The sequence below is a fragment of the Micromonospora sp. CNZ299 genome (assembly GCF_002754415.1).
On the sequence record NZ_PEFG01000001.1, the window covers coordinates 3689014 to 3712175 of the forward strand.

The 23162-nt window shown below is 71.5% G+C and carries 22 protein-coding genes; 8 read left to right on the top strand and 14 right to left on the bottom strand.

The features are described from left to right. The first annotated feature begins 10 nt into the window (after positions 1–10). Positions 11–616 (top strand): pyridoxal 5'-phosphate synthase glutaminase subunit PdxT, encoded by a 606-nt coding sequence (pdxT, locus tag CLT68_RS17260; protein WP_099857273.1) that lies wholly within the window; start codon positions 11–13, stop codon positions 614–616. A gap of 15 nt (positions 617–631) precedes the next feature. On the opposite strand, the gene CLT68_RS17265 is transcribed toward pdxT, so the two are convergent. Then, positions 632–1483 (bottom strand): helix-turn-helix transcriptional regulator, encoded by an 852-nt coding sequence (locus tag CLT68_RS17265; protein ID WP_486482438.1) that lies wholly within the window; start codon positions 1481–1483, stop codon positions 632–634. 104 nt (positions 1484–1587) lie between these two features. On the opposite strand from CLT68_RS17265, the gene CLT68_RS17270 reads away from it, so the two are divergent. From CLT68_RS17270 to CLT68_RS17280, 3 genes are all read left to right on the top strand, one after another. Then, positions 1588–2226 carry an NADPH-dependent FMN reductase gene (locus CLT68_RS17270; protein WP_099852157.1) on the top strand — a complete coding sequence of 213 codons (639 nt, stop codon included), beginning with the start codon at positions 1588–1590 and terminating at the stop codon, positions 2224–2226. Positions 2227–2456: 230 nt separating this feature from the next. Further along, positions 2457–3209 (top strand): YebC/PmpR family DNA-binding transcriptional regulator, encoded by a 753-nt coding sequence (locus CLT68_RS17275; protein ID WP_088947365.1) that lies wholly within the window; start codon positions 2457–2459, stop codon positions 3207–3209. Between the two features lie 108 nt (positions 3210–3317). Then, positions 3318–3938, top strand: coding sequence for a ribonuclease FAU-1 family protein (locus CLT68_RS17280; RefSeq protein WP_099852159.1), 621 nt, complete (start codon positions 3318–3320; stop codon positions 3936–3938). Between the two features lie 79 nt (positions 3939–4017). Here CLT68_RS17280 and CLT68_RS17285 read toward each other — a convergent pair whose 3' ends face one another. The 7 genes from CLT68_RS17285 to CLT68_RS17315 form a co-directional block, all read right to left on the bottom strand. Then, a complete protein-coding gene (locus tag CLT68_RS17285; RefSeq protein WP_088947370.1) occupies positions 4018–5079 on the bottom strand; it encodes an ABC transporter permease in 1062 nt (353 codons plus the stop codon). Next, positions 5076–5969: an ABC transporter ATP-binding protein gene (locus CLT68_RS17290; RefSeq protein WP_099852161.1), complete on the bottom strand. Its 894-nt coding sequence runs from the start codon at positions 5967–5969 to the stop codon at positions 5076–5078. The genes CLT68_RS17285 and CLT68_RS17290 overlap by 4 nt, the downstream gene beginning before the upstream one ends. A gap of 81 nt (positions 5970–6050) precedes the next feature. After that, positions 6051–6770 carry a response regulator transcription factor gene (locus CLT68_RS17295; protein ID WP_099852163.1) on the bottom strand — a complete coding sequence of 240 codons (720 nt, stop codon included), beginning with the start codon at positions 6768–6770 and terminating at the stop codon, positions 6051–6053. Then, positions 6767–8104 (bottom strand): sensor histidine kinase, encoded by a 1338-nt coding sequence (locus CLT68_RS17300; RefSeq protein WP_099852165.1) that lies wholly within the window; start codon positions 8102–8104, stop codon positions 6767–6769. Before CLT68_RS17300 ends, CLT68_RS17295 begins: the two co-directional genes overlap by 4 nt. A gap of 131 nt (positions 8105–8235) precedes the next feature. Continuing rightward, entirely contained in the window at positions 8236–9189 is a 954-nt protein-coding gene (locus CLT68_RS17305) for a permease prefix domain 1-containing protein (RefSeq protein ID WP_099852166.1), read from the bottom strand. Beyond that, positions 9186–9527, bottom strand: coding sequence for a PadR family transcriptional regulator (locus CLT68_RS17310; protein ID WP_099852168.1), 342 nt, complete (start codon positions 9525–9527; stop codon positions 9186–9188). Before CLT68_RS17310 ends, CLT68_RS17305 begins: the two co-directional genes overlap by 4 nt. A gap of 141 nt (positions 9528–9668) precedes the next feature. Next, positions 9669–10265 (bottom strand): hypothetical protein, encoded by a 597-nt coding sequence (locus tag CLT68_RS17315; protein WP_099852169.1) that lies wholly within the window; start codon positions 10263–10265, stop codon positions 9669–9671. A gap of 133 nt (positions 10266–10398) precedes the next feature. Here CLT68_RS17315 and CLT68_RS17320 point away from each other — a divergent pair, with 133 nt between their 5' ends. Beyond that, positions 10399–11784: a serine/threonine-protein kinase gene (locus tag CLT68_RS17320; RefSeq protein WP_099857275.1), complete on the top strand. Its 1386-nt coding sequence runs from the start codon at positions 10399–10401 to the stop codon at positions 11782–11784. A gap of 54 nt (positions 11785–11838) precedes the next feature. Here the strand turns inward: CLT68_RS17320 and CLT68_RS17325 are convergent, their stop codons facing one another. The 3 genes from CLT68_RS17325 to CLT68_RS17335 form a co-directional block, all read right to left on the bottom strand. Continuing rightward, the gene (locus CLT68_RS17325) at positions 11839–12393 is read right to left on the bottom strand and encodes a hypothetical protein (protein ID WP_099852170.1); all 555 of its coding nucleotides are present in this window, start codon (positions 12391–12393) and stop codon (positions 11839–11841) included. After that, positions 12390–12929 carry an RNA polymerase sigma factor gene (locus CLT68_RS17330; RefSeq protein WP_099852172.1) on the bottom strand — a complete coding sequence of 180 codons (540 nt, stop codon included), beginning with the start codon at positions 12927–12929 and terminating at the stop codon, positions 12390–12392. Before CLT68_RS17330 ends, CLT68_RS17325 begins: the two co-directional genes overlap by 4 nt. Positions 12930–13017: 88 nt before the next feature. Further along, positions 13018–13638 carry an L-threonylcarbamoyladenylate synthase gene (locus CLT68_RS17335; protein WP_099852173.1) on the bottom strand — a complete coding sequence of 207 codons (621 nt, stop codon included), beginning with the start codon at positions 13636–13638 and terminating at the stop codon, positions 13018–13020. Between the two features lie 109 nt (positions 13639–13747). Here CLT68_RS17335 and CLT68_RS17340 point away from each other — a divergent pair, with 109 nt between their 5' ends. The 3 genes from CLT68_RS17340 (at position 13748) to CLT68_RS17350 (ending at position 18770) form a co-directional block, all read left to right on the top strand. Further along, on the top strand, positions 13748–14011 hold the full coding sequence (locus tag CLT68_RS17340; RefSeq protein WP_099852175.1) for a YrhB domain-containing protein: 264 nt from the start codon (positions 13748–13750) through the stop codon (positions 14009–14011). 261 nt (positions 14012–14272) lie between these two features. Then, positions 14273–17803 (top strand): DNA polymerase III subunit alpha, encoded by a 3531-nt coding sequence (dnaE, locus tag CLT68_RS17345; protein WP_099852177.1) that lies wholly within the window; start codon positions 14273–14275, stop codon positions 17801–17803. A gap of 49 nt (positions 17804–17852) precedes the next feature. Next, complete coding sequence (locus CLT68_RS17350; RefSeq protein ID WP_099852178.1) at positions 17853–18770, top strand: hypothetical protein; 918 nt, start codon at positions 17853–17855, stop codon at positions 18768–18770. Positions 18771–18817: 47 nt separating this feature from the next. On the opposite strand, the gene abc-f is transcribed toward CLT68_RS17350, so the two are convergent. From abc-f to CLT68_RS17365, 3 genes are all read right to left on the bottom strand, one after another. Continuing rightward, positions 18818–20455 (bottom strand): ribosomal protection-like ABC-F family protein, encoded by a 1638-nt coding sequence (abc-f, locus tag CLT68_RS17355; protein WP_099852180.1) that lies wholly within the window; start codon positions 20453–20455, stop codon positions 18818–18820. A gap of 390 nt (positions 20456–20845) precedes the next feature. Next, positions 20846–21541 (bottom strand): response regulator, encoded by a 696-nt coding sequence (locus CLT68_RS17360; RefSeq protein ID WP_099852182.1) that lies wholly within the window; start codon positions 21539–21541, stop codon positions 20846–20848. After that, entirely contained in the window at positions 21538–23124 is a 1587-nt protein-coding gene (locus CLT68_RS17365; protein WP_099857277.1) for a sensor histidine kinase, read from the bottom strand. Before CLT68_RS17365 ends, CLT68_RS17360 begins: the two co-directional genes overlap by 4 nt. Between the last annotated feature and the right edge of the window lie 38 nt (positions 23125–23162).

Genomic DNA, 23162 nt, shown 5'->3' on the forward strand with positions numbered 1-23162 from the left:
CTGTGTGAACGTGACGGCACCCGTGATCGGCGTTCTCGCGCTCCAGGGGGACGTCCGCGAGCACGTCGCGGCACTGGCCGCGGCGGGCGCGGACGCCCGCCCGGTCCGGCGTCCGACCGAGCTGGACGCGGTCGACGGCCTGGTCATCCCCGGGGGCGAGTCCACCACCATCAGCAAACTCACCGACATCTTCGAGATGCGCGAGCCGATCGACAAGCGGATCGCCGATGGCATGCCGGTCTACGGATCCTGCGCGGGCATGATCATGCTGGCGAGGGTGGTGTTGGACGGTCGACCGGACCAGCGGGGCTTCGCCGGCATCGACATGACCGTCCGGCGCAACGCGTTCGGCCGGCAGGTCGACTCGTTCGAGGCACCGGTGGAGATCACCGGGGTGCCGGGGGAGCCGTTCCACGCGGTGTTCATCCGCGCGCCCTGGGTCGAGCGGGTCGGTGCCGGCGTCCAGGTGATCGGGACGGTGACCGACGGCCCGGCCGCCGACCGGATCGTGGCCGTCCGGCAGGGCAACCTGCTGGCCACCTCGTTCCACCCGGAGCTGACCGGTGACCTGCGCGTGCACGCGTACTTCGTGGACCTGGTGCGCGCCGCCTGCTGACGCGTGCCCCGTTGCTCAGCCGGCGACCGCCCGGAGCTGCCCCGGGCGGCGGCCGGCCAGCTGGTCGAGCGCGATCGCCGTGGCGGCGTCGGCGGGCAACTGCACCACCAGGCGCTGCGGGTCGGCATCGGCCAGCTCCAGGGTCTCGACGTTGAGGCGCAACAGCCCCGCCGCCGGATGGCGCACCGTCAGCAGACCGGTACGCGCGGCGGTGACCGGTCGCTGCCGCCAACGGTCGACGAACGGCGCGCCCACCGTACGGGCCAGCCGCTCGGCGAAGGCGTCGCTGGTCGGATCGCCCCGGCGCAGCAGGTGCAGCTCCGCGACCTGCTGGTCGGCCAGCGCCGACCACTGCGGATAGTGCGAGCGGGCTCGCTCGTCGGTCAGCACGAACCAGACCAGGTTCGGTCGCGACCCGTCCAGCAGGCCGAGCGGGCGGGCGAGCACGTCGAATGGCTCATTCCAGGCCAGCACGTCGCCGAGCCGGTTCAGCACGTACGCCGGGGTGTCGCGCAGCGCGTCGAGCATGGCGCGGACCGTGGGCCGGACGGTGCGGGACACCGTCGGCCGGTCACCCGAGCAGAGCTGTCGGGCGTGCTGAGCTGAGGCGAGTTGCCGCAGGTGTTCCCGGTCGGCGCTGTCCAGGCGCAGCGCGTCGGCGAGCGCGGCGAGGATCTCCGGCGATGGTCGGGTGTCGCGGCCCTGTTCCAGTCGGGTCAGGTATTCCACGCTGACCTGCGCCAACGTCGCCAGCTCGGCCCGGCGCAGCCCGGGGGTGCGTCGGCGGGGGCCCTCGGGGAGGCCAACCTCGGCCGGCCGCCGCGCTTCGCGGCGACTGCGCAGGAAGGCGCCGAGCTCTCCGTCCATCACCGAGCCAGTCTGGCAGTCGGCGTCGGCCGGTGGGTGGCCCTGGCAGGGCCATCCTCGCGGCGGTCTCCCCCCGCCGCCGCGTGGCTCGCAGGATCGGGGGCATGAGAAACGCGCAGAGCACAGGACCGCTGCGGATCGGTGTGATCGTGGGCAGCACCCGCCCGGGTCGGCGCGGCGCGGCGGTCGCCCGTTGGGTCATGGAGGTGGCCGAGCGGCACGAGGCGGTACGCGCCGGGGACGCCGTCTTCACACTGGTGGACCTCGCCGAACAGGCATTACCACTGTTGGACGAGCCGGTGCCGGCGCTGTTCGGCGACTACCGGCATCCGCACACCCGGCGGTGGGCGGAGGTGGTGGACGGCTGCGACGCCTTCGTCTTCGTCACCCCGGATTACAACCGCTCGATACCGGCAGCCCTCAAGAACGGCATCGACTTCCTGTACGCGGAGTGGACCGACAAGGTGGCCGGTGTGCTGAGCTACGGCGTGCAGGGCGGCACCCGGGCCGCCGATCACCTGCGGGCGATTCTGACCGAGGTGCGGACGGTGGTGGCGCCGACCGGAGTGGCGCTGTCGATCTTCACTGACTTCGACTTCACCGGAGCCGACCCTGGTGACCGGACCGCCGGCCGCTTCGCGCCGGGTGACGGTCGGGAAGCGGAGCTGTCCACGATGCTCGCCGAGGTCGTGACCTGGTCGCGGGTGCTTCGTCCGGCAGATCGTGCGCTGTTGGGGTCGTAGCTCATCGCGGATTTCGTCCCGTCTGCCCCGGTCTGGGGGGACGGGGCGGAGTCGCCGCGCGCGGTGCATGACAGCGACCCGGGGGACGTCGGTAGGATTGCGGAGATTCGGCAGGGCCATCTGCCCGCCAGGCTTCCGCCAGAGCTGACCGGCACCTCCGCGTGCGCCGGCGGGAGTGGGGCGTGAGCGGTGCGGTCGATGCAGACGGCGGGTAGCAACGGAGGTAGAAGATGTCCGGCCACTCAAAGTGGGCGACGACCAAGCACAAGAAGGCCGTCATCGACGCCAAGCGCGGCAAGATGTTCGCCAAGCTGATCAAGAACGTCGAGGTGGCCGCGCGGATCGGCGGCGGCGACCCCACCGGCAACCCGACTCTCTTCGACGCGATCCAGAAGGCGAAGAAGAGCTCGGTGCCGAACGACAACATCGACCGCGCCGTCAAGCGCGGCTCCGGCCTGGAAGCGGGCGGCGCCGACTGGCAGACGATCATGTATGAGGGGTACGGCCCGAACGGCGTGGCCATGCTCATCGAGTGCCTCACCGACAACCGCAACCGGGCGGCCACCGAGGTGCGGACCGCGCTGACCCGCAACGGCGGCTCGCTCGCCGACGCCGGCTCGGTGTCGTACATGTTCTCCCGCAAGGGTGTGGTGATCGTGCCCAAGGAGGGCACCAGCGAGGACGACGTGATGATGGCCGTCCTCGACGCCGGCGCCGAGGAGGTCAACGACCTCGGTGAGGCGTACGAGGTGGTCTCCGAGCCGACCGACCTGGTCCCGGTGCGGACTGCGCTGCAGGACGCCGGCATCGAGTACGAGTCGGCGGAGTCCTCCCTGATCCCCAGCATGAACATCCCGCTGGACGAAGAGGGCGCCCGCAAGATCTTCAAGCTGATCGACGTCCTGGAAGACTGCGACGACGTGCAGAACGTCTACGCGAACTTCGACATCAGCGACGACGTGATGGCGGCGGTCGACGCCTGAGAACGGTCCACTCGGAACCACGGAGGTCGGGGTGTCCCGCGCGCTGGGACACCCCGACTTTCGCAAAGCCGGGTGGACCAGGGATGGCGTCGAACGTGGAGGTGGGAAGTGGCGGCAGACCGGTTCGCGCCAGGTGACACGGTGGTGCGCCGTGAGGTGCTGCGGGGCGAGGTCTGGTTCGCCTGCCCGACGATCTGCGTCCAGGACTCGCCCGACCTGCTCGCCCTCTACCTTCCACCGGGGGCCGAGTTCGGCTTCCCGGAGACCGGCGTCTTTCCGTGCGGACGGCACCCGTGGGAGACCGCCGGGCACCGCTCCTGGTCCGGCCACGGCAAGCTGATGCTGCAACGCCCCGGCGAGGCGCACTCGGTCGACGTGTTCTGGACGGGGCCGGGGCGTGACTTCGCCGGCTGGTACTTCAACCTGCAGGACCCGGTGCGGCGTACGCCGATCGGGGTGGACACCCTCGACCACGAGCTTGACCTGTGGTGGGGCGCGGACGCCGACCGGTACGTCTGGAAGGACGTGGAGATGTTCGCCCAGCGCCTCGTCGAGGGGCGCTACCCCGGGATGGCTGACGCGATCCAGGCCGAGGGTGACCGGATCGCGGCGCTGCTCGACGCGAGCGAGCGTTGGTGGGACCCGGCGTGGGCGCAATGGCACCCCGACCCGGCCTGGTCGGTGCCCCCGCTGCCCACCGGCTGGGACCAGGTGCCGCCCGCCCGCTGAGCGCTCGGAACGGGCCCGTACGGCGGCGGGCGCCGGCATCCGTCAGGACACCGGCGCCCGCGTTGGGCGAACCGTCGACTCAACCGATCGTCTCGCGCTCCCGCCAGGCGGCGCGCAGCGAGGTCCGGCCGTTGGTGCGCAGGAGTGAACCCTCGTAGACCCGGGCCCCGGCGATCACGAACGCTCCGGCGGCGACCAGCAGGATGACCAGCGAGACGATCGGTTCCCAGGTGGCCGCGTCACCGGTGAAAAGCCGCAGGGGCATGGCCGTCGGCGACGAGAACGGCAGGTACGACAGCACCCGCATCGCCGTGGCGTTGTCGTTCAGGAAGATCACCGCGAAGAACGGCAGCATGACGGCGAGCTGCACGGGCGTCGACACGGCGGCGATGTCCTCCTGCCGGTTGGCCAGCGCGCCGGCTGCCGCCCACATCGCGGCGAGCAGCACGAAACCGAGCAGGAAGAACGGCACGAACCAGCCGATCGCCGGGGCGAGCAGGCTGAGCAGGCCGCCGCTGTCGCCGATCTGCATGCCGAGCACCGCCACCACGGCGATGAGCGCGATCTGTGCGAACGCCAGGATGCCGCCGGCCACCACCTTGCCGGCCAGCAACGCCCGCACCGGCACCGCCGCGACCAGGATCTCCACGATGCGGGTCTGCTTCTCTTCGGTGACGCTCTGCGCGATCTGCAGGCCGAAGGTCTGCGACGTGATGAAGAAGACGAACGCGAAGACGAACGGCACCAGGAACGCCACCACCGGGTCGACCGCGTCCGGGTCGAGCAACTGCACCGGCGGCGAGGTGCTCAGCGCCTGGACCACGTCGGTGGGGGACTCGTCCATCGCGAGAACCTTCGGACCGGAGACCACCGCTGCGTCCACGTCACCGTCGCGGACGGCCTGCTCGGCGGCCCGGTCGTCGGCGACCACGCGAACGTCGAGTCCGGCGTCCCGCAGCGGCCCGGCTGCCTCCTGGGTGACGGCCACAGTGTCCGGACCGCCGGAGAGCAGCGGCGGCAGGATGGTGCCCGCCGCCGCGATCAGCAGGAAGAAGAGGGTGCCGAACAGGAAGGTGCGGTCGCGGAGTTTGACGCGGATCTCGCGTTCGGCGACCAGCCGGGTGGCCTGGGTGACGTTCACTGGGTGACCTCTCGGAAGATCTCGGTGAGCGAGGGGCTGACCGGGCGGAAGGCGCGCACCGGGCCGCGGGCGAGGGCCGCCTGCAGTACGGGCTGTTCGTCGGCGCCGGCCGGCAGGTCGAAGACGACTCGAGCACCGTCCAGTTCGACCAGGGTGACCCCTGGGTGGTCGCGTACCCAGCCGGCGTCGCCGGCCACCACCAGCTCGTAGCGGGGCACTGTGTACGAGTCGCGCAGTTGCTGCCGGCTGCCGGCGGCGCGGATCACCCCGTCGCCGATGATCACCAGGTCGTCGCAGAGGCGCTCCACGACGTCGAGCTGGTGGCTGGAGAAGAGCACCGGCGCTCCGGCCGAGGCGCGTTCCCGCAGCACTGTGACGACGGTGTCGACGGCGAGGGGGTCGAGACCGGAGAACGGCTCGTCGAGCACCAGCACCTCGGGGTCGTGCACCAGCGCGGCGGCGATCTGGGCCCGCTGCTGGTTGCCCAGCGACAGCGTCTCCAGCAGGTCGTCGCCGCGCGCACCGAGCCCGACCCGTTCCAACAGGGTGTCGGTGGCGCGCCGAGCCGCCGGTGCGTCCAGGCCGTGCAGCCTGCCCAGGTAGGTCACCTGCTCCCGGGTGGTCATCTTGGGGTAGAGGCCGCGCTCCTCCGGCATGTAACCGAAGCGCTGGCGGTCCTGCCGGGTCAGCGTCGTGCCGCCCCAGCTCACCTCGCCGGCGTCGGCGGACAGCACACCCAGGATGATCCGCATGGTGGTGGTCTTGCCGGCGCCGTTGGCGCCGACGAAGCCGGTCATCCGGCCGGCGGCCACCTCGAAGGACACGTTCTTGAGCACCTGCCGGTCGCCGAAACTGCGGTCGACGCCGTCGAGGCGAAGCGTTCTGGTCACGCATCCACGCTAGATCGAATGCGGTGTCACGCCGTCCGCCCGACGGTTGAACGGGTGGGTCCGTCCTACGACGGATGGCGGTCACCCGCCGGGCCGGACCACCCCGTTCTCGTACGCGAACACCACCGCCTGGACCCGGTCGCGCAGGCCCAGTTTGGCCAGCACCCGACTCACGTGCGTCTTCACCGTCGCCTCGCCCAGGTGGATGCTCGCGGCGATCTCGGCGTTGCTCGACCCACCGGCGAGCAGCACCAGCACCTCCCGTTCCCGCGGGGTCAGCCCGGCCAGCGCGGCGTCGGCCTCCGGTCCCCGGTGGGCGGTGCCCGCCGGGTCACCGGGACGGGCGAACGTGGAGATCACCCGCCGGGTGATCTCCGGGGCGAGCAGGCCGTCGCCCCTGGCCAGCACACGAATCGCCTCGATCAGCTCCTCCGGCGTGCCGTTCTTCAGCAGGAAGCCACTGGCGCCGGCCCGCAGCGCGGCGAAGAGATAGTCGTCCCGGTCGAAGGTCGTGAGGATCAGCACCGCCGGCCCCCCGGGCCCGTCGGCGGTGATCTGCCGGGTGGCCTCCAGGCCGTCCATCCCGGGCATCTCCACGTCCATGAGTACGACGTCCGGGCGGGTGGCTCGGGTCATGGTGACGGCCCGTTCGCCGTCGGCCGCCTCGCCGACCACCTCGATGTCGTCCTCCACCTCGAGGATGACCCGGAAGCCGGTGCGGACGAGGTGCTGGTCGTCGGCGAGCAGCACCCGGACGGTCGGACCCGGGGCCGACGGCTCGCCGGTCGGTGCGGAGCTCATGCCGAACGCGCCGTGTCGACGACCGGCTGCTGTTCGTCGCTCGGCGCCCGCTGCGCGCCGACCGGCGGGTCCGCCGCTGCCGGCAGTGGGAAGCGGGCGCGTACCCGCCAGCCGCCACCGGCGCGCGGCCCGGCCTCCAGGTCGCCATCGTGGGCGCTGACCCGTTCGTGCATTCCGATCAGGCCCAGCCCGAGGGCGTTGACCCGGCGGCCAGCTCGTCCGTCGTCGGTCACGTCAACCTCCACCTCGCGGGCCAGGTACCGGACCCGCACGTCCAACACGTTCGCTCCGGCGTGCTTCAGGGTGTTGGTCACCGCCTCCTGCGTCACCCGGTAGGCCGCTTGCGAGACCGACTCGGGCAACGCGACCGCGTCGCCGTACACCCCGAGGGTTGCCGTCAGGCCCGCGGTTCGGGCCCGCTCGACCAGCTCGCCGATCCGTTCGACGCCGCCGGTCGCCGGCTGCTCGGCGTCGGCGTTGGCGGGGGCCCGCAGCACGCCGAGCATCCGACGCAGCTCGTCGACGGCGGTGCGGGCGCTCTGCTCGATTGCGGTGAGGGCTGTGCGGGCCTTGCCAGGGTCGCGGTCGAAGACCCGGCGGCAGGCGGACGCCTGCACCCCCATGACCGACACGTGGTGGGCGACCACGTCGTGCAGCTCCCGGGCGATCCGGACCCGTTCGCCGAGCACCGCCCGTTCCCGAGCCTCGGCCTGGGACCGGCGCAGGTCCTCGGCCTGGGTCCGCAGCTCGTGCTCGCGGCGCGCGGCGACCCAGGCGGTCTCGCCGAAGAAGTACGCGAAACCGAAGACCAGCACGTTGACCAGGACGCCGGTGACCATCGCGGCGAGCACCGGTGGCACCGGCCCGACGGCGTCGGCGAAGGCGCCGGGCGGGATGTGGTCGATGGACACCGCGTAGTAGATCCCCAGCCAGGCGAACATCGTGGCGATCACGCCGATCCGCAGCCTGCGGGACCGCTGACGGTCCTGTCCCCAGGCGCCCACCGTGTAGAGGGCGCAGAACAGGGCCCACGAGGAGAACTGGGTCTCCGGGGCCGAGCGCGCCTGCGCGGCGATGAAAGCCACCGAGATGATCATCAGGGTCGCGGCCGGCCAGCGTCGCCGCCAGATCAGCGGCACGGTCACCGCGACGGTCCAGAACAGCTGCTCCGGCCCGGACGGCGGCGGACCCAGCAGGAACGCCCCGGTGCTGCGGGCCAGGGTGAGGCTCACCAGGGCCAGCGCGGTCACCCCGAGGCCGAGCCAGAGGTCGTTGCGGCGCTGCTCCGGCGTCGGACCCGGGCGACGCCACTCGTCACGCTGTGCCACGGTCATCCAGGAACGATGCCACGTCGGCCACACCAACCGCCACGGCCGCTCGCCGGTCTGACCGCCGGTGGCCTCCTCTGGTGAACGGGCGGCAGCCCGGCGCGGGGTCCGCGCCGGGCTGCCTGGTCGGCTGCCGGTCACGCTCTCGCTGCGTGACGACGGCCCTTGGTGGCGGTGTCGATCAGGTCCCAGACCAGCACCACTGCGGTGCCGAGGGCGATGACGGCGCCGAGGGTGTTCCGGTTGTCCCCTTCCGCCAGCCAGCTCAGTCGATCGCCCAGGGCCGGGTTGAGCAGTCGGTCGGTGAGCGCCAGCCACACCACCGGCACCGAGAACGCCAGGCTGAGCAGGGCCTTCACCCCGAACAGGGCCCAGGTCCAGTGCCCGATCCGGTACTTGACGATCTCGAACACCACGTCGGCCACCAGCACCGCCATCAGCGCCGGCAACCAGAACGACCACAGCGCCGGGTCGAGGATCGGGATGTTGCCGCCGTCGGTCTCGTGCACCCAGGACTGGTAGTGCTGGAAGGGCAGGTAGCCGATGGTCACCACCAGCATGGCCACCGACGCGATGGTGTCGGCGAGGGAGATGTCCTTGCGTGCGGGAACGTCCGGCAGTTGGTCGACGGTCCACTCGGGCAGGCTGGAGACGGGTTGAAAGCGCTCGATGAGGGCGAAGGTCACGGTGAGCCAGAAGGCGATCTGCACGGCCACCTGCATGGCGGTGACGATGCCTGTCCCGATGGCCCCGAAGCCCTTGCCGTCTGCCACGTCGACGATCGCGACGATCGTGCCGACGAGCGCCGGGATGAAGCTGAGCAGCACCTTCAGCAGCCGCAGCCAGACCAGGTAGTAGGTCGGGCCGATGAGCTGGAGTCGGCGGTCGGCGTACCGGGCGGCCAGCAGGTCGGGGTTGCCCAGCTCGGTGAGGACCTCCCGCTCGGCGGTGGAGGTGTCCTGGCCGCCGCCGGTCCGATCCTCGATCATGTCCTCGATCGAGGCGCGCAGCTCGCTGGCGATCTCGTCCCGGCGCTGGCTGGGCACCGAGCGCAGGGTGGCGGCGAGATAACGGTCGGTCAGGGTGTTCATCGGTCGACTCCTTGGATCAGCCCGGTGATGGAGGTCTGTACGGCGGCGAGGTCGTCGAGGAGCCGGGTCAGCATCGACTCGCCCTCGTCGCTGGTCCGGTAGAACTTGCGCGGCCGGCTCTCCGCGGTGTTCCACTCGCTGGTCAACAGCCCCTGGTCCTCCAGGCGGCGCAGCAGCGGGTAGAGCGTGTTGGCGTCGACCGGGAAGCCGTGGTCGGTGAGCCGTTGCAGCAGTGCGTAGCCGTAGTCCGGTCGGCGCAACGCGACCAGGCTGGCCACCACGACGGTGCCTCGACGCAACTCCTGCAGGTGCGTCCGTAGAACGTCCTCGCTAACCATGTGTCACACCATACTGTGTGGCACACAGTGTTGTCTACGCCAATAGCATCGTGTCGCTCACAGATGCGCTGGACGGGTGGCCATGCCGGGCAGCACGAGGGGCGCCCGGCACGGGCCGGACGCCCCGAGATCTGACACGGATCAGCAGGTCGAGCCCTGCCGGAAGTTCCGCTCGACGAAGCTGGCCGGGCCGACCTGGAAGTAGCCCACGCCCGGCCGGATCGGATGCCCGGTGAACAGCTCGACCCGTGAGCCGACCCGTACGAGGTAAGCCTCGGCGTCCCCGGCGTCGTTGCGGATCAGCGAACCCCGCCGGCCGTAGATGCCCTCCAACTCGTCGAAGGACATGCCGACCATCGCGCCGGCGGGGGATCGTGGCGGCGCGGTGGCCGTACCGACCTCCACCAGCCGGCCGTCGCGGAAGGCCAGGATGAGCACCCCGGCCCAGGAACCGGTCACGCCGGCGTGCACCACCCCGCCACAGGCCGTCGCCGTCCAGCCGATGCGCCCGGCCGCGGTGAGCGCCGCCAGGTCGGCGCCGATCCGGTACGCCCCGGCGCCGCCGACGCCGAGCACCTGCGGGTGGCTGTGCCCGGCCGTGGCGAGTGGTCCGCGCGTCGAAGCCGGCGCGGTGCCGCCCGACACCGGAGCCGCCGAGGCCGGACCGGCGCCGATCAGCGGGACGAGTGTGCCGAGCGCCAGCGCGGCGGTGGTGAGGAGGATCGAGGGTCGGTTCATCGTGCGCTCCTTCGGTGATGGGTCTCTGCCCTGTTAGTCACCGCGCCCGGCCCAACGGTTCGTCGGCTTTCCGACCAGCCCGGTCTACTGTGCAGAGAGACGCCGACCGACCGTGCTGGCCGGGGGTGACGCGGTGACGGCTCCGCAACGGATCGGGCCCTACTCCATCGAGCGGCTGCTGGGCGTCGGATCGTTCGCGACCGTCTGGCTGGGCTACGACCCGGTGCTCGACGGGTACGTGGCGATCAAGGTGCTGGCCGAGAACTGGAGCCACGACCTGCGGGTCCGGGAACGCTTCCGAGACGAGGCCCGGCTGCTGCGCCGGCTGGAGCACGAGCGGTTGGTCCGGGTGCACGCCGTCGGTGAGCTGCCCGACGGACGGCCGTACGCCGTGCTGGGCTGGGCGAACGGGGGCAGCCTCCGGGACCGGCTGGCTCTCGCTGAGATTTCCGTGCCTGCGGCGCTGCGCCTGCTCGGCGAGATCTGCGCGGGCGTGAGCGTGCTGCACCGCCACGGCGTCGTGCACCGCGACCTCACCCCCGGCAACATCCTGTTCCACTCCACTCCGGCGCCCTCCGGCGCGGAATCCACCGGGTCGCCCTCCGGCGCCGAGCGGGTGCTGATCGCCGACCTCGGTCTCGCCAAGGCGCTCGCCGCCGCCTCCGGCCTCACCGCCCGGGCCGGTACGCCCGGCTACATGGCGCCGGAGCAGGACGACCCGGGCGCGGTGATCGACACCCGCGCCGACGTGTACGGGCTCGGACGGCTCGGGATCCGCCTGCTCGCCGCCGCCCCCGGGCCAGACCCGCCCAGATCGGCTGGCGCCCTGCGACTGCGCGACGGCGTGCCGGCGCGGGTGGCGGCGGTGCTCGTCCGGGCCACCGCTCACCGGCCCGCCGACCGCTATCCCGACGCCGCCGCGCTGCACACCGCGCTCGACCGGGCCACCGATCCCGTCCGGCAGTCGTCGCCGATGGCCCGTCGCCCGTACCGGATGCTGCTGGCCGGGGCGGCCGTCGCGGCCGTCGCCGTGGTGGGCGCCGAGCCGGGCGGCACCGGGGCCGAACGCGACACCTACACCGCCGGACCGCTCACGGTGACGTTGCCGGACGGCTGGTCGGCCACCGGGGCGACCTGGGCCGGTCAGTACGACGCCGACGGCGAAGCGGAACCGGCGCTGGTGATGTCGCCGCAGCCCCGCCGCTGGGCCGCCGACCCCGGGGTGCCCGGCGCGTTCGTCGGCGTCTCCGTCAGCACGGCGGCGCGCACCACGCCCGCCAGGTTCCTGGCCGAGCGCACACACGGGGACTGCACGTCCGCGCCGGTGCGCACCACCCGCCAGGCGGGCGTCGAGTGGACCGTGGTGGCGTACCGCTGCGACCGGGACCGGCCGCGGATCGTCGAGTCGGCCGGCCTGCATCCCGCCCGCGGCGCTCTGGTGTACGTGCAGGTCGTGCCACCGCTGGACGGCGGACCCGACTTCGTGGACGGGCTGCTCGCCGGCGTGCGGGTGCGCTGAACGGCGCTCCGTGGTGACGGGCGACCATGCGCGGGCCGGTCAGATCGCGGCGGGCTAGCGGACCACCACGGTGATGGTGTGCTCCCGGTCCTGCTGGGGGATCGCGACGTCGACGGTGCCGGGGCGGACGAACCGGATGTCCACCACGCCGGCCTCGTAGTGCTGCGAGACCAGCTCCGGGCGGTCGACGGTGACCAGGCCGGGGCCGATGCCCTGGATCCGCAGCACCGCGCCGGCGGCGAAGCAGAGGGACCGCAGCAGTTCGAGCTCGGTCTCGGCCAGCGGCAGGTCGTAGCGCACGGCGCCCTGGCAGCTCGTGGTCGGCCCGGTCGACGTGACGGCCGGGCGGTGCGGCGTACCCCTGGCAGTGGTCGGTGCGGGCGGTGCCGCGATCGGACGCCCGCTGGTCGGCGGCGGTCGGGACGGAGATGCGGTGGGCGCGGGGATCGCCGAGGGGGTCGGCGACGGTCGGGACTCGGCGGGTGGTTGCACGGGCAGCGGCGCGACCGCGTCGGTGCCGCCGCAGGCCGCGACCGCCACGGCGGCCACGAGGGCGACGCCACCGGCGAGGAGCCGGCGGATCCACGGGAGTCGCGCGGCGGGGCTCATTCGGCGCCGAGTCGTTGCCGGACCTGCCGCCGGGCCAGGTGCAGCCGGGACTTCACGGTGCCCACCGGCACGTCGAGCAGCGCCGCGATCTCGGGATAACTCAGCCCGAGGACGTCGCGCAGGGCAACCACCTCGGCGAGGTCGGGGCGGACCGCGTCGAAGGCGTCGAGCAGGTCGAGGCGGGTGCCCGCGACCACGCTGGTCCGTCGCGGGTCGGCCTGCTCGGGCACGGGTACACCGCCGGCCTCCAACCGCCAGCGGCGGCGCAGCGTGCGGTACGTCGAGCGGGCCCGGTTGGCCGTCAGGCGGTGCAGCCAGGTGCGAAACGAGGAGCGCCCCTCGAACCGGGTGATCCCGTTGGCCAGCGCCAGCAGGGTGTCCTGGCAGGCCTCCTCGGCGTCCTCCCGGTTGGGCAGGAAGCGTGCGCACAGCCGCAGCACCTCGGGGCGTACCGCGAGCAGCAGGGCGTCCAGCGCCGCCGGGTCGCCGTGCCCGGCGGACCGGGCCAGCGCGTCGATGTCGTCCACGTCGGGCATGCCGGGTGTCCAATGCTCGCCGGTGCCGATCCCCGAGCGTACGACCGGTGCGGCCGTCGCGCCCCGGTACGGTCCGGCACCCGACGCGTTACTCGAAGCGGGACACGTCTCCGGCACCCCGGCGCAGGATCTCCGGCTCCGGGCCGGACAGGTCGATCACGGTCGTCGGCTCCTTGCCGCAGTCGCCGGCGTCGAGCACCGCGTCGAGCTGGTGGTCGAGCCGTTCCTTGATCTCCCACCCCTGGGTCATCGGCTCGTCGTCGCCGGGCAGGACCAGGGTGCTCGACACCAGCGGCTCGGCCAGCTCGGCCAGCAGCGCCTGGGTGACGGTGTGCCGGGGTACGCGCACCCCGACGGTGCGCTTCTTCGGGTGCAGCATCCGGCGGGGCACCTCCTTGGTGGCCGGCAGGATGAAGGTGTAGCTGCCCGGGGTGGACGCCTTCACCAGCCGGAAGACCGCGTTGCTGATCCGGACGAACTGGCCGAGCTGCGCAAAGTCCCGGCAGACCAGCGTGAAGTGGTGCCGGTCGTCGAGGTGGCGGACCTGGCGGATTCGGTCCAGCCCGTCCTGGTTGCCCAGCTGGATGCCCAGGGCATAGCAGGAGTCCGTCGGGTAGGCGACCAGCCCACCACCGCGGATCAGGTCGGCGACCTGGCCGATGATCCGGGGCTGGGGGTTCTCCGGGTGCACGTCGTAGTACCTCGCCATCCTCCGAGCCTAGGCTCATTCCTCGCGTCGAGGGGACGTGGTGTCGGTAGCCGGGGTCGTCCCGGTGTGACAAGGTCCCGTACGTGTGGTTCATGGATGAGGGGCCCAGATGACGCGTGAAGAGGCCCGGGTGTTGGCCGAGCGGTTTCTGGACGAGGACATGCGGCGTCGGTTCTCGCACGAGATCGTGATCGTCGATGACGCGGTGCGGAGGATGGGGGAGGGCTGGTTGTTTCCCTACAACGGGAAGGCATACGTCGAGTCGAACGACGTCCGCGAGATCATGCTGGGCAACATTCCGCTCGTTGTCGATGACGCGACCGGCGAGGTTGACTTCGCCGATGTGGGGCGGCTGCGTGCTGAGGGGTGGTGACCCGGGGAGGTCAGGTACGCCGGTTGGTGGTCGAGCCGCGAGAATCCGTCCCCGTCGTCCGGGTGTGGTCCGCAGGTCGGACGACGATGGGAGGGTGGTCGGCCGATCGAGCCGGGAGGCCGCCGAGATCGTTGCCGCCCCCGCGACGAGACGAGGGCCACGACCGTCGGCGCGGACGGTGGAGCCGCCGAGATCACCTCGGTAGGGTAGGTCCCGGTCGGCTCCGACCAACAAGATCCACACCGCCGGGGGGCGCCAGGCATGGCCGATTCGTTCGCGCATCTGCACGTGCACACGGAATACTCGATGCTCGACGGAGCGGCCCGCCTCAAGGACCTGTTCGCCGAGGCCAAGCGGCTCGGCATGTCCGCCGTGGCGATCACCGACCACGGCAACATGCACGGCGCGAACGACTTCTACAACCAGGCGATGGCCGCCGGGATCACCCCGATCCTGGGCGTCGAGGCGTACGTGGCGCCGGAGTCGCGCTACCACAAGGCGCGCGTCAAGTGGGGGCGGCCGGAGCAGAAGAGCGACGACATCTCCGGTAACGGCGCGATCACTCACAAGACGATGTGGGCGAAGAACGCGCGGGGCCTGAAGAACCTGTTCACCCTCAACTCGCGCGCGTCCATGGAGGGGCACTACGTCAAGTGGCCCCGGATGGACATGGAGCTGATCGCCGAGCACGCCGAGGGGATCATGGCCACCACCGGCTGCCCGTCCGGCGCGGTGCAGACCCGGCTGCGGCTGGGCCAGTTCGACGAGGCGCTCAAGGTCGCCGCGAGCTACCAGGACATCTTCGGCAAGGAAAACTACTTCCTGGAGATCATGGATCACGGCCTCTCCATCGAGAGTCGGGTCCGTGAGGGGCTCACCGAGATCGCCCGCAAACTGGACATCCCGCCGGTGGTCACCAACGACTCGCACTACACGCACGAGGCGCAGGCCACCGCCCACGACGTGCTGCTCTGTGTGCAGACCGGCAGCAACATCGACGACCCCAACCGGTTCCGGTTCGAGGGTGGCGGTTACTTCATCAAGAGCGCCGACCAGATGCGCGCGGTGGACTCGTCGGAGCTGTGGCAGGAGGGTTGCCGCAACACCCTGCTGGTCGCCGAGAAGGTCGACCCGACCGGCATGTTCGAGTTCCACAACCTGATGCCACGCTTCCCGGTGCCCGACGGGGAGACCGAGGAGTCCTGGTTCCGCAAGGAGACGTTCGCCGGTCTGGCCCGCCGCTACCCGAACGGCATCCCGGAGGGGCATGTCGTCCAGGCGGAGTACGAGCTGGGCGTCATCAACCAGATGGGCTTCCCGTCCTACTTCCTGGTGGTCGCCGACTTCATCCAGTGGGCGAAGAACCAGGGCATCGCTGTGGGCCCTGGTCGTGGTTCCGCCGCCGGGTCGCTCGTCGCGTACGCGCTGGGCATCACCGACCTTGACCCGATCCAGCACGGCCTGATCTTCGAGCGGTTCCTCAACCCCGAGCGCGTCTCGATGCCGGATGTCGACATCGACTTCGACGAGCGTCGACGCGGCGAGGTGATCAAGTACGTCACGGACAAGTGGGGCGAGGACAAGGTCGCCCAGATCGCCACCTTCGGCACGATCAAGGCGAAGGCCGCGATCAAGGACTCGGCCCGGGTCCTCGGCTTCCCATACGCGGTCGGCGACCGGATCACCAAGGCCATGCCACCGGCGGTGATGGGCAAGGACATCCCGCTCACCGGCATCTTCGACAACAAGCACCCCCGCTACGCCGAGGCGGGTGAGATCCGCGGCCTGTACGACTCCGACCCGGACGTCCGCAAGGTGATCGACACGGCCAAGGGCATCGAGGGGCTGATCCGGCAGACCGGTGTGCACGCCGCCGGCGTCATCATGTCCGCCGAGCCGATCATCGAGCACATCCCGCTGACCCGGCGGGACGCCGACGGGGCGATCATCACGCAGTTCGACTACCCGACCTGCGAGTCGCTCGGGCTGCTGAAGATGGACTTCCTCGGCCTGCGCAACCTGACGATCATCGACGACGCGGTCAAGAACATCGAGCTGAACCACGGTCGGAAGCTCGACCTGCTGGGCCTGCCGCTGGACGACAAGGCCGCGTACGAGCTGCTGGCCCGCGGTGACACCCTGGGCGTGTTCCAGCTCGACGGTGGGCCGATGCGGTCCCTGCTGCGGCTGATGAAGCCGGACAACTTCGAGGACATCTCCGCCGTCCTGGCCCTGTACCGACCCGGTCCGATGGGCGTCGACTCACACACCAACTACGCGCTGCGCAAGAACAGGCTCCAGGAGATCACGCCGATCCACCCGGAGCTGGAAGAACCGCTGCGGGAGATCCTGGAGCCCACCCACGGCCTGATCGTCTACCAGGAGCAGGTGCAGCGCGCCGCGCAGATCCTCGCCGGCTACACCCTCGGCCAGGCGGACCTGCTGCGCCGGGCCATGGGTAAGAAGAAGAAGGAGATCCTCGACAAGGAGTTCATCCCGTTCCGGGACGGCTGCCGCGAGCGTGGCTACTCCGACGAGGCGATCCAGGCGGTGTGGGACGTCCTGGTGCCCTTCGCCGGCTACGCCTTCAACAAGGCGCACTCCGCCGCGTACGGCCTGGTCTCCTACTGGACCGCGTACCTGAAGGCGCACTACCCGGCCGAGTACATGGCCGGGCTGCTGACCAGCGTCGGCGACGACAAGGACAAGATGGCGCTCTACCTGGCCGAGTGTCGCCGGATGCGCATCCAGGTGCTGCCGCCGGACGTGAACACCTCGGCCGGGCCGTTCACCCCGGTCGGCAAGGACATCCGCTTCGGTCTGGCCGCCGTGCGCAACGTCGGCGCGAACGTGGTCGCCTCGATCATGCGGTGCCGGGAGGAGAAGGGCGACTACGCCGACTTCTACGACTTCCTGTCCAAGGTGGACGCGGTGGTCTGCAACAAGAAGACCATCGAATCCTTGATCAAGGCTGGTGCGTTCGACTCGCTGGACCACCCCCGCAAGGGTCTGCTCGCGGTGCACGCGGACGCCATCGACGCGTACGCCGATGTCAAGCGCAAGGAGGCGGTCGGTCAGTACGACCTGTTCGGCGCAGGCTTCGGAGACGCCGACACCGGCAGCACGACGGTGATGCCGGTCATCGGCGACAGCGAGTGGGACAAGCGCGACAAGCTGGCCTTCGAGCGCGAGATGCTCGGCCTGTACGTCTCCGACCACCCACTGTTCGGCCTGGAGCACATCCTCAACGCGGCCGCCGACACCACCATCGCCTCCCTTGCCGAGGACGGCGCGGTGCCCGACGGGGCGGTGGTCACCCTCGCCGGCATCCTGTCCGGGGTGCAGCGCCGGGTCACCAAGCAGGGCCGTGCCTGGGCCTCGGCCACCCTGGAGGACCTGGCCGGTGGGGTCGAGACGCTGTTCTTCCCCAACACCTACGAGGTGATCGGGCAGTACATCGCCGAGGACGCCATCGTGGTGGTCAAGGGTCGGGTGGACCGCCGCGACGACACCCCACGGATCATGGCGATGGACATGTCCATGCCGGACGTCAGCACCAGCGCCACCAACAAGCCGGTCACCCTCACCATCCCGGTGCACCGCTGCACACCGCCGCTGGTGGAGAAACTCAAGGAAACCCTGGTGCTGCACCCCGGCGACACCGAGGTGCACGTCAAACTCCAGAACGGTGGGCGCACCACCACCCTGCGGCTGGGCCCGTTCCGGGTGGCGGCGACGACCGCGCTGATGGGTGACCTGAAGAGCGTCCTCGGCCCGGCCAACGTGAGCTGACCCGCTCACCTGGTCGGCGCGGCCGGCCCCGGTCGGGCAGCATGGCGGGATGACCGCCAGCACGCCCGCCGGGGAGGCTGTCCGACCGACGCTGCGGGTCCGCGACCTGGTTCCGGCCTACCTGGAGTACGCCCGCAGCGCCGCGTCCGCCCCCGCGTCGCACCGGCCCGAACTGTGGCGGACGCGCTACCTCGACCGTCACCCGGAGGTCTTCGCCACCCTCGACCGGGACCACGCGTGGTCCGTCCCGCCCGAACTCGCCACGGTTCTCAGCCGACTGGCCGGCGCGGACGTCGACCTGACCGCCCGGTCGGCGGCACTGCGGGCGGACCTGCCGACGGCGGTGCCGGCGGTGTCCCGCGCGCTGGGTTGGAGCGGCGACGCCGACCCGGTGGAGTGTGTGGTCATGGTGGGCCTGCACCGGGCCAACGGCTGGGCAGAGCCGCTCGACGGCCGGTTCGCGCTCTTCCTCGCCGTCGAGGAGCTTGACGGGACGGACGACGGGCGGATGCTGGTGCGGCACGAGGTGGCCCACGTGCTGCACGACCGGCTCGCGGCGATCCGCGACTGGCCCGAGCACGGTGTGGCGAACACGCTGCTCACCGAGGGCCTGGCCACCGAGGTCTCGGCAGAGCTGACACCCGGCCGGGGCGACGAGGCGTACCTCTGGTTCGGCCGGCCGGGCCACCGACCGTGGCTCGACGAGTGCCGCCGCCGATGGCCGGAAATCCTGGGCCGGATCACAGCCGATCTGGACACCGTCGACCCACGGCATCACGCGGCGTACTTCCTGATGCGCGACTCCCCACTCGGTGACCTGCCGAAGCGCTGCGGCTACCTGGTCGGGCTGGAGGTGGTGCGTCAGTTGCGGGCGGAGCACCCACTGTCGGAGATCGCCACCTGGGGCCTGGACGAGGTCCGGGACAGGGTGCGACGGGCTCTGGCCGACCTCGTCGACCGCGTCTGACCGGGCAAAGCACGCTCCGCCCGGTCAGACGTCAGCCGATGCGGGGCTCAGCCCCGGTCGGGGGCGCTGATCTCCCGTAGTTGGCCGTCGGCCAACCGCAACCAGCGCTGCACGCCGATCTCGGCGAGGAACCGTTCGTCGTGGCTGACCACCACGAACGCCCCCTGGTACGCGGACAGCGCGCTCTCCAACTGGGCCACGCTGACCAGGTCCAGGTTGTTGGTCGGCTCGTCGAGCAGCAGCAGTTGCGGCGCCGGCTCGGCGCAGAGCACACACGCGAGGGTCGCGCGCAGCCGCTCACCGCCGGAGAGCACCCCGACGGGCAGATTCACCCGGGAGCCCCGGAACAGGAACCGGGCGAGCAGGTTCATCCGCTGCGCGTCCGGCAGGCTCGGCGCGTACGCGGCGAAGTTCTCCGCCACCGTGCGGTCGAGGTCCAGCAGATCCAGCCGCTGCGACAGGTACGCGATCCGCCCGTCGCCGCGTTTCAGCTCGCCGCCGGCCGGTTCGAGATCACCGTTGACGAGGCGCAGCAGTGTCGACTTGCCGACGCCGTTCGCCCCGGTGAGCGCGATCCGCTCCGGCCCCCGGATCACCAGGTCGGCGCCGTCGCCGCCGAACAGTTCCCGGTCGTCGAAGCGGGCCCGCATCCCCTGGCCGGAGAAGACCGTGCGCCCGCCGGGGACGGTGGTGTCCGGCAGGTCCACGGTGATCCGGTCCTCGTCGCGTACCGCCCGGCCGGCTTCGTCGAGGCGCGCCTGGGCCGAACCGACCCGGTTGGAGTGGGTTTCCTGCGCCCGGCCCGCCGACTCCTGCGCACTGCGCTTCAGCCCACCGGCCACGATCCGCGCCAGGCCGGCGTTCTTGAGGTTCTTCGAGGCGTTGCTGGCCCGCCGGTCGGCCCGCTCCCGGGCCTGCTGCATCTCCCGCTTCTCCCGTTTCACCTCCTGCTCGGCGTTGCGCAGGTTGCTCTCGGCCACCTCCCGCGCCGCCTGCACCGACTCTGTGTACGCGGTGAAGTTGCCCCCGTACCAGCGGATTTCCCCGCGGTCCAGCTCGGCGATGCGGTCCATCCGGTCCAGCAGTTCCCGGTCGTGGCTGACCAGCAGCAGGCAGCCGGACCAGTCGGTGAGCACGTCGTAGAGCTTGTGCCGAGACTCCAGGTCCAGGTTGTTGGTCGGCTCGTCGAGCAACAGCACGTCCGGGCGTCGCAGCAGCTGCGCGGCCAGGCCGAGGGAGACCACCTGGCCACCGCTGAGGGTGTGCAGCCGCCGGTCGAGTGACAGCTCACCGAGGCCGAGCCGGTCCAGTTCGGCGCGGGTGCGTTCCTCGATGTCCCAGTCGTCGCCGATCGTGGCGAAGTGCGCCTCGCTGGCGTCGCCGGCCTCGATGGCGTGCAGGGCCGCGATCCGCTCGGCGACACCGAGCACCTGCGCCACGGTCAGGTCGCCGACCAGCGGCAGGGTCTGCGGGAGGTAGCCGAGCAGGCCGTCGACGCTGACGCTGCCGCCGCTGGGCCGCAGCTCCCCGGCGATCAGCCGCAGCAGGGTGCTTTTGCCGGCGCCGTTGGGCGCGACCAGGCCGGTGCGCCAGCCCGGGACGGTGAAGGACAGCTCCGAGAAGACCGGGGTGTCGTCCGGCCAGGAGAAGGACAGGTTCGAGCAGACGATGAACGCATCAGACATGCGAGTGACCTCAAAGGGTGGGGTGGGCGCGCCTAGGTCGCCCGACGACAACGGGAACCGGTGGAACGACGGCATGGCCTCGGCGGCTGCGCCTACGCGCGCCGAACCGATGGCCGAACACATCCGGTCTCACCCGGAGATGTCGTCGTCACCCGCCATGTCTGGTCTCCCTGGTCGTGCCACCAACCCAACTCGGCCAAGTCTAACAACGGATCTTCACCCCGCCACCGGGTTCCCGCCGACCACCACCGAGGCGCCCATCGTCAAGATCCGCGCAACATCAGGGATGTTGCTGTCTCACCCGTGCCGGAGGCAGCAACAACAGGGAAGTTGCTCGGATCTTGACGATGGGCGCGGGGCGGGCGGGGCGGGGCGGGGCGCGCGGGTCGCTCAGCGGGGTCGGTATTCGACTTCGGGGCGGCCGGGGGTGCCGTAGCGGGGGCTGCGGGCCGCCCGGTCGACGGTCACCAGATATTCCAGGTATCGGCGGGCGGTCACCCGGGAGATGCCGGTCAGCCCGCTCACCTCGGTCGCGGACAGCCCCGCCTGGGCGCCGGTCCCGTCGGTGAGGGCTGCGCGTACCCGATTGAGGGTCTGCGCGTCGAGGCCCTTGGGCAGGCTGTGTCCGGCCGTGCCGCGCAGGGTGGCGAACATCCGGTCCACGTCGTGCTGGGCGGCCACCTCACCGTCGGCGAGCGCCTGCGCGCGGTAGTCCGCGTACCGCTCCAGCTTGTCGCGGAACGCGGCGAACGTGAACGGTTTGAGCAGGTAGTGGGTCACCCCGAGGGACACCGCGGTGCGCACCACCGCCAGGTCCCGTGCGGAGGTCACCGCGAGCACGTCGACGCTGCTGCCGGCCGCGCGCAGCGCCCGGCAGACGTCCAGGCCGTGCAGGTCGGGCAGCCGAAAATCCAGGAGTACGAGGTCGACGTCGCCGCCGTCGTTGGCGCGCAGGGCAGCCATCGCCGCCCGCGCGGTGTGCGCCACGCCGACCACCACGAACCCGGGAACCCGTTCGGTGTACGCGGAATGGGCCTCGGCGAGCAGCGGCTCGTCCTCGACGACGAGCACCCGGATGTCGGTCACGACCGCTCACCTCCACCGGGCAGGCGGACGGTGAACAGGCTGCCGCCGTCGTCCGAGCGAGTCACCTCGGCGCTGCCGCCGTGCCGGCGGACCACCTGCCCGACCAGCGCCAGACCGAGGCCGCGGCCGGTGCTCTTGGTGGACCAGCCACGCCGGAACGCGTCGGCCACCCGCTCCGGGGCCAGCCCGGGGCCGCTGTCCGCGACCCGGATCACCAGCTCGTCGTCGACGGCGCCGACGAAGACCCGCACCCGGCGTGGCGCCGGCGTGCCGGCCACCGCCTCCAGGGCGTTGTCGACCAGGTTGCCGACCACGGTGAGCAGGTCGCCGCTCGGCAGTGGGCTGTCGTCGAGGCGGCAGTCCGGCTCGATGACCAGGTCCACTCCGCGTTCGCCGGCCTGCGCGGACTTTCCCAGCAGCAGCGCGGCCAACGCGGGCTCGGTCACGGCGCCGACCACCCGGTCGGTGAGCTGCTGGGCGAGAGCCAGGTCCCGGGTGCCGAGCCGGACGGCCTCGTCGGCGCGTCCCAACTCGACCAGGGTCAGCACGGTGTGCAGCCGGTTGGCCGACTCGTGGGTCTGCGCCTGCAACGCCTCGGTCAGCGCGCGCACCGAGTCCAGCTCGCTGGCCAGCGTGCGCAGCTCGGTCTGGTCGCGCAGGGTCAGCACGGTGCCGAGCACCGCGCCCTCGAAGCGGGTGGTCCGCTGGTTGGCCACGAGCACCCGGTCGCCGGCGACGATCGGCTCGTCGCGGGCGTCGCGCCCTGAGCCGAGCAACTCGGCCGCCGCTGGCGGCAGGTCGATCCCGGCTACCGGTTGGTCGATCACCGGCGTGTCCGCGTCGAGCCCCAGCAGTCGGCGGCCCTCGTCGTTGACCAGTGCCACCCGCCGGTCGGTGGTCAGCACGACGAGACCTTCGCGGACGGAGTGCAGGACCGCGTCGTAGTACTCGTACATGCGGGTCATCTGCGCCGGCCCCAGACCGTGCGTCTGGCGGCGAAGTCGGCGACTGAGCAGCCAGGAGCCGGTCGCGGCGAGCGCCAGGGCCGGCGCGGCGACACCGAACAGCACCGGCAGCTGGCCGAGCAGCTTGCGGTTGATGGCGCGGGTGGTGATGCCCACCGAGACCAGACCGACGATGCGCCGCTGCTCGTCGTACACCGGAACCACCGCGCGCACCGACTCGCCGAGCGTCCCGACGTTCGTGGTGGTGAACGCGCGGCCCGCCAGGGCGGGGCCGATGTCGCCGACGAACGGCTCGCCGATCCGCTCCCGGGTGGGGTGCGAGAAACGGGTGCGGTCGGGGGCCATCACCACCACGAAGTCGGTGCCCGTCGCCTCCCGGGTCGCTTCGGCGTACGGCTGGAGGATGCTGGCCGGGTCGGCGGTCGCGAGGGCCGCGCGGACGTCGGGGGAGCCGGCCACGGTCTGCGCCACCGCGAGCACCTCCTCCTGCGCGGCCTGGCGGGAGTCGCTGCGGGCCAACCAGACGGCGCCCGCCGCGCCGGCCAGCACGAGCAGCGTCACCACCACCGCCTGGAGGGCGAAGAGTTGCGCCGCGATGGTCCACTGGCGTCGGGCCACCTCCACCACCTCCTCATTGCGCCGCTGCCGTTGTCTCC

Coding starts and splice junctions, on each gene's coding strand:
- CLT68_RS17265 (WP_486482438.1), bottom strand. CDS start 1,483: ATGGACGGAGAGCTCGGCGCCTTCCTGCGCAGTCGCCGCGAAGCGCGG.
- CLT68_RS17270 (WP_099852157.1), top strand. CDS start 1,588: ATGAGAAACGCGCAGAGCACAGGACCGCTGCGGATCGGTGTGATCGTG.
- CLT68_RS17275 (WP_088947365.1), top strand. CDS start 2,457: ATGTCCGGCCACTCAAAGTGGGCGACGACCAAGCACAAGAAGGCCGTC.
- CLT68_RS17295 (WP_099852163.1), bottom strand. CDS start 6,770: ATGAGCTCCGCACCGACCGGCGAGCCGTCGGCCCCGGGTCCGACCGTC.
- CLT68_RS17300 (WP_099852165.1), bottom strand. CDS start 8,104: ATGACCGTGGCACAGCGTGACGAGTGGCGTCGCCCGGGTCCGACGCCG.
- CLT68_RS17305 (WP_099852166.1), bottom strand. CDS start 9,189: ATGAACACCCTGACCGACCGTTATCTCGCCGCCACCCTGCGCTCGGTG.
- CLT68_RS17310 (WP_099852168.1), bottom strand. CDS start 9,527: ATGGTTAGCGAGGACGTTCTACGGACGCACCTGCAGGAGTTGCGTCGA.
- CLT68_RS17315 (WP_099852169.1), bottom strand. CDS start 10,265: ATGAACCGACCCTCGATCCTCCTCACCACCGCCGCGCTGGCGCTCGGC.
- CLT68_RS17325 (WP_099852170.1), bottom strand. CDS start 12,393: ATGAGCCCCGCCGCGCGACTCCCGTGGATCCGCCGGCTCCTCGCCGGT.
- CLT68_RS17330 (WP_099852172.1), bottom strand. CDS start 12,929: ATGCCCGACGTGGACGACATCGACGCGCTGGCCCGGTCCGCCGGGCAC.
- CLT68_RS17335 (WP_099852173.1), bottom strand. CDS start 13,638: ATGGCGAGGTACTACGACGTGCACCCGGAGAACCCCCAGCCCCGGATC.
- CLT68_RS17340 (WP_099852175.1), top strand. CDS start 13,748: ATGACGCGTGAAGAGGCCCGGGTGTTGGCCGAGCGGTTTCTGGACGAG.
- dnaE (WP_099852177.1), top strand. CDS start 14,273: ATGGCCGATTCGTTCGCGCATCTGCACGTGCACACGGAATACTCGATG.
- CLT68_RS17350 (WP_099852178.1), top strand. CDS start 17,853: ATGACCGCCAGCACGCCCGCCGGGGAGGCTGTCCGACCGACGCTGCGG.
- abc-f (WP_099852180.1), bottom strand. CDS start 20,455: ATGTCTGATGCGTTCATCGTCTGCTCGAACCTGTCCTTCTCCTGGCCG.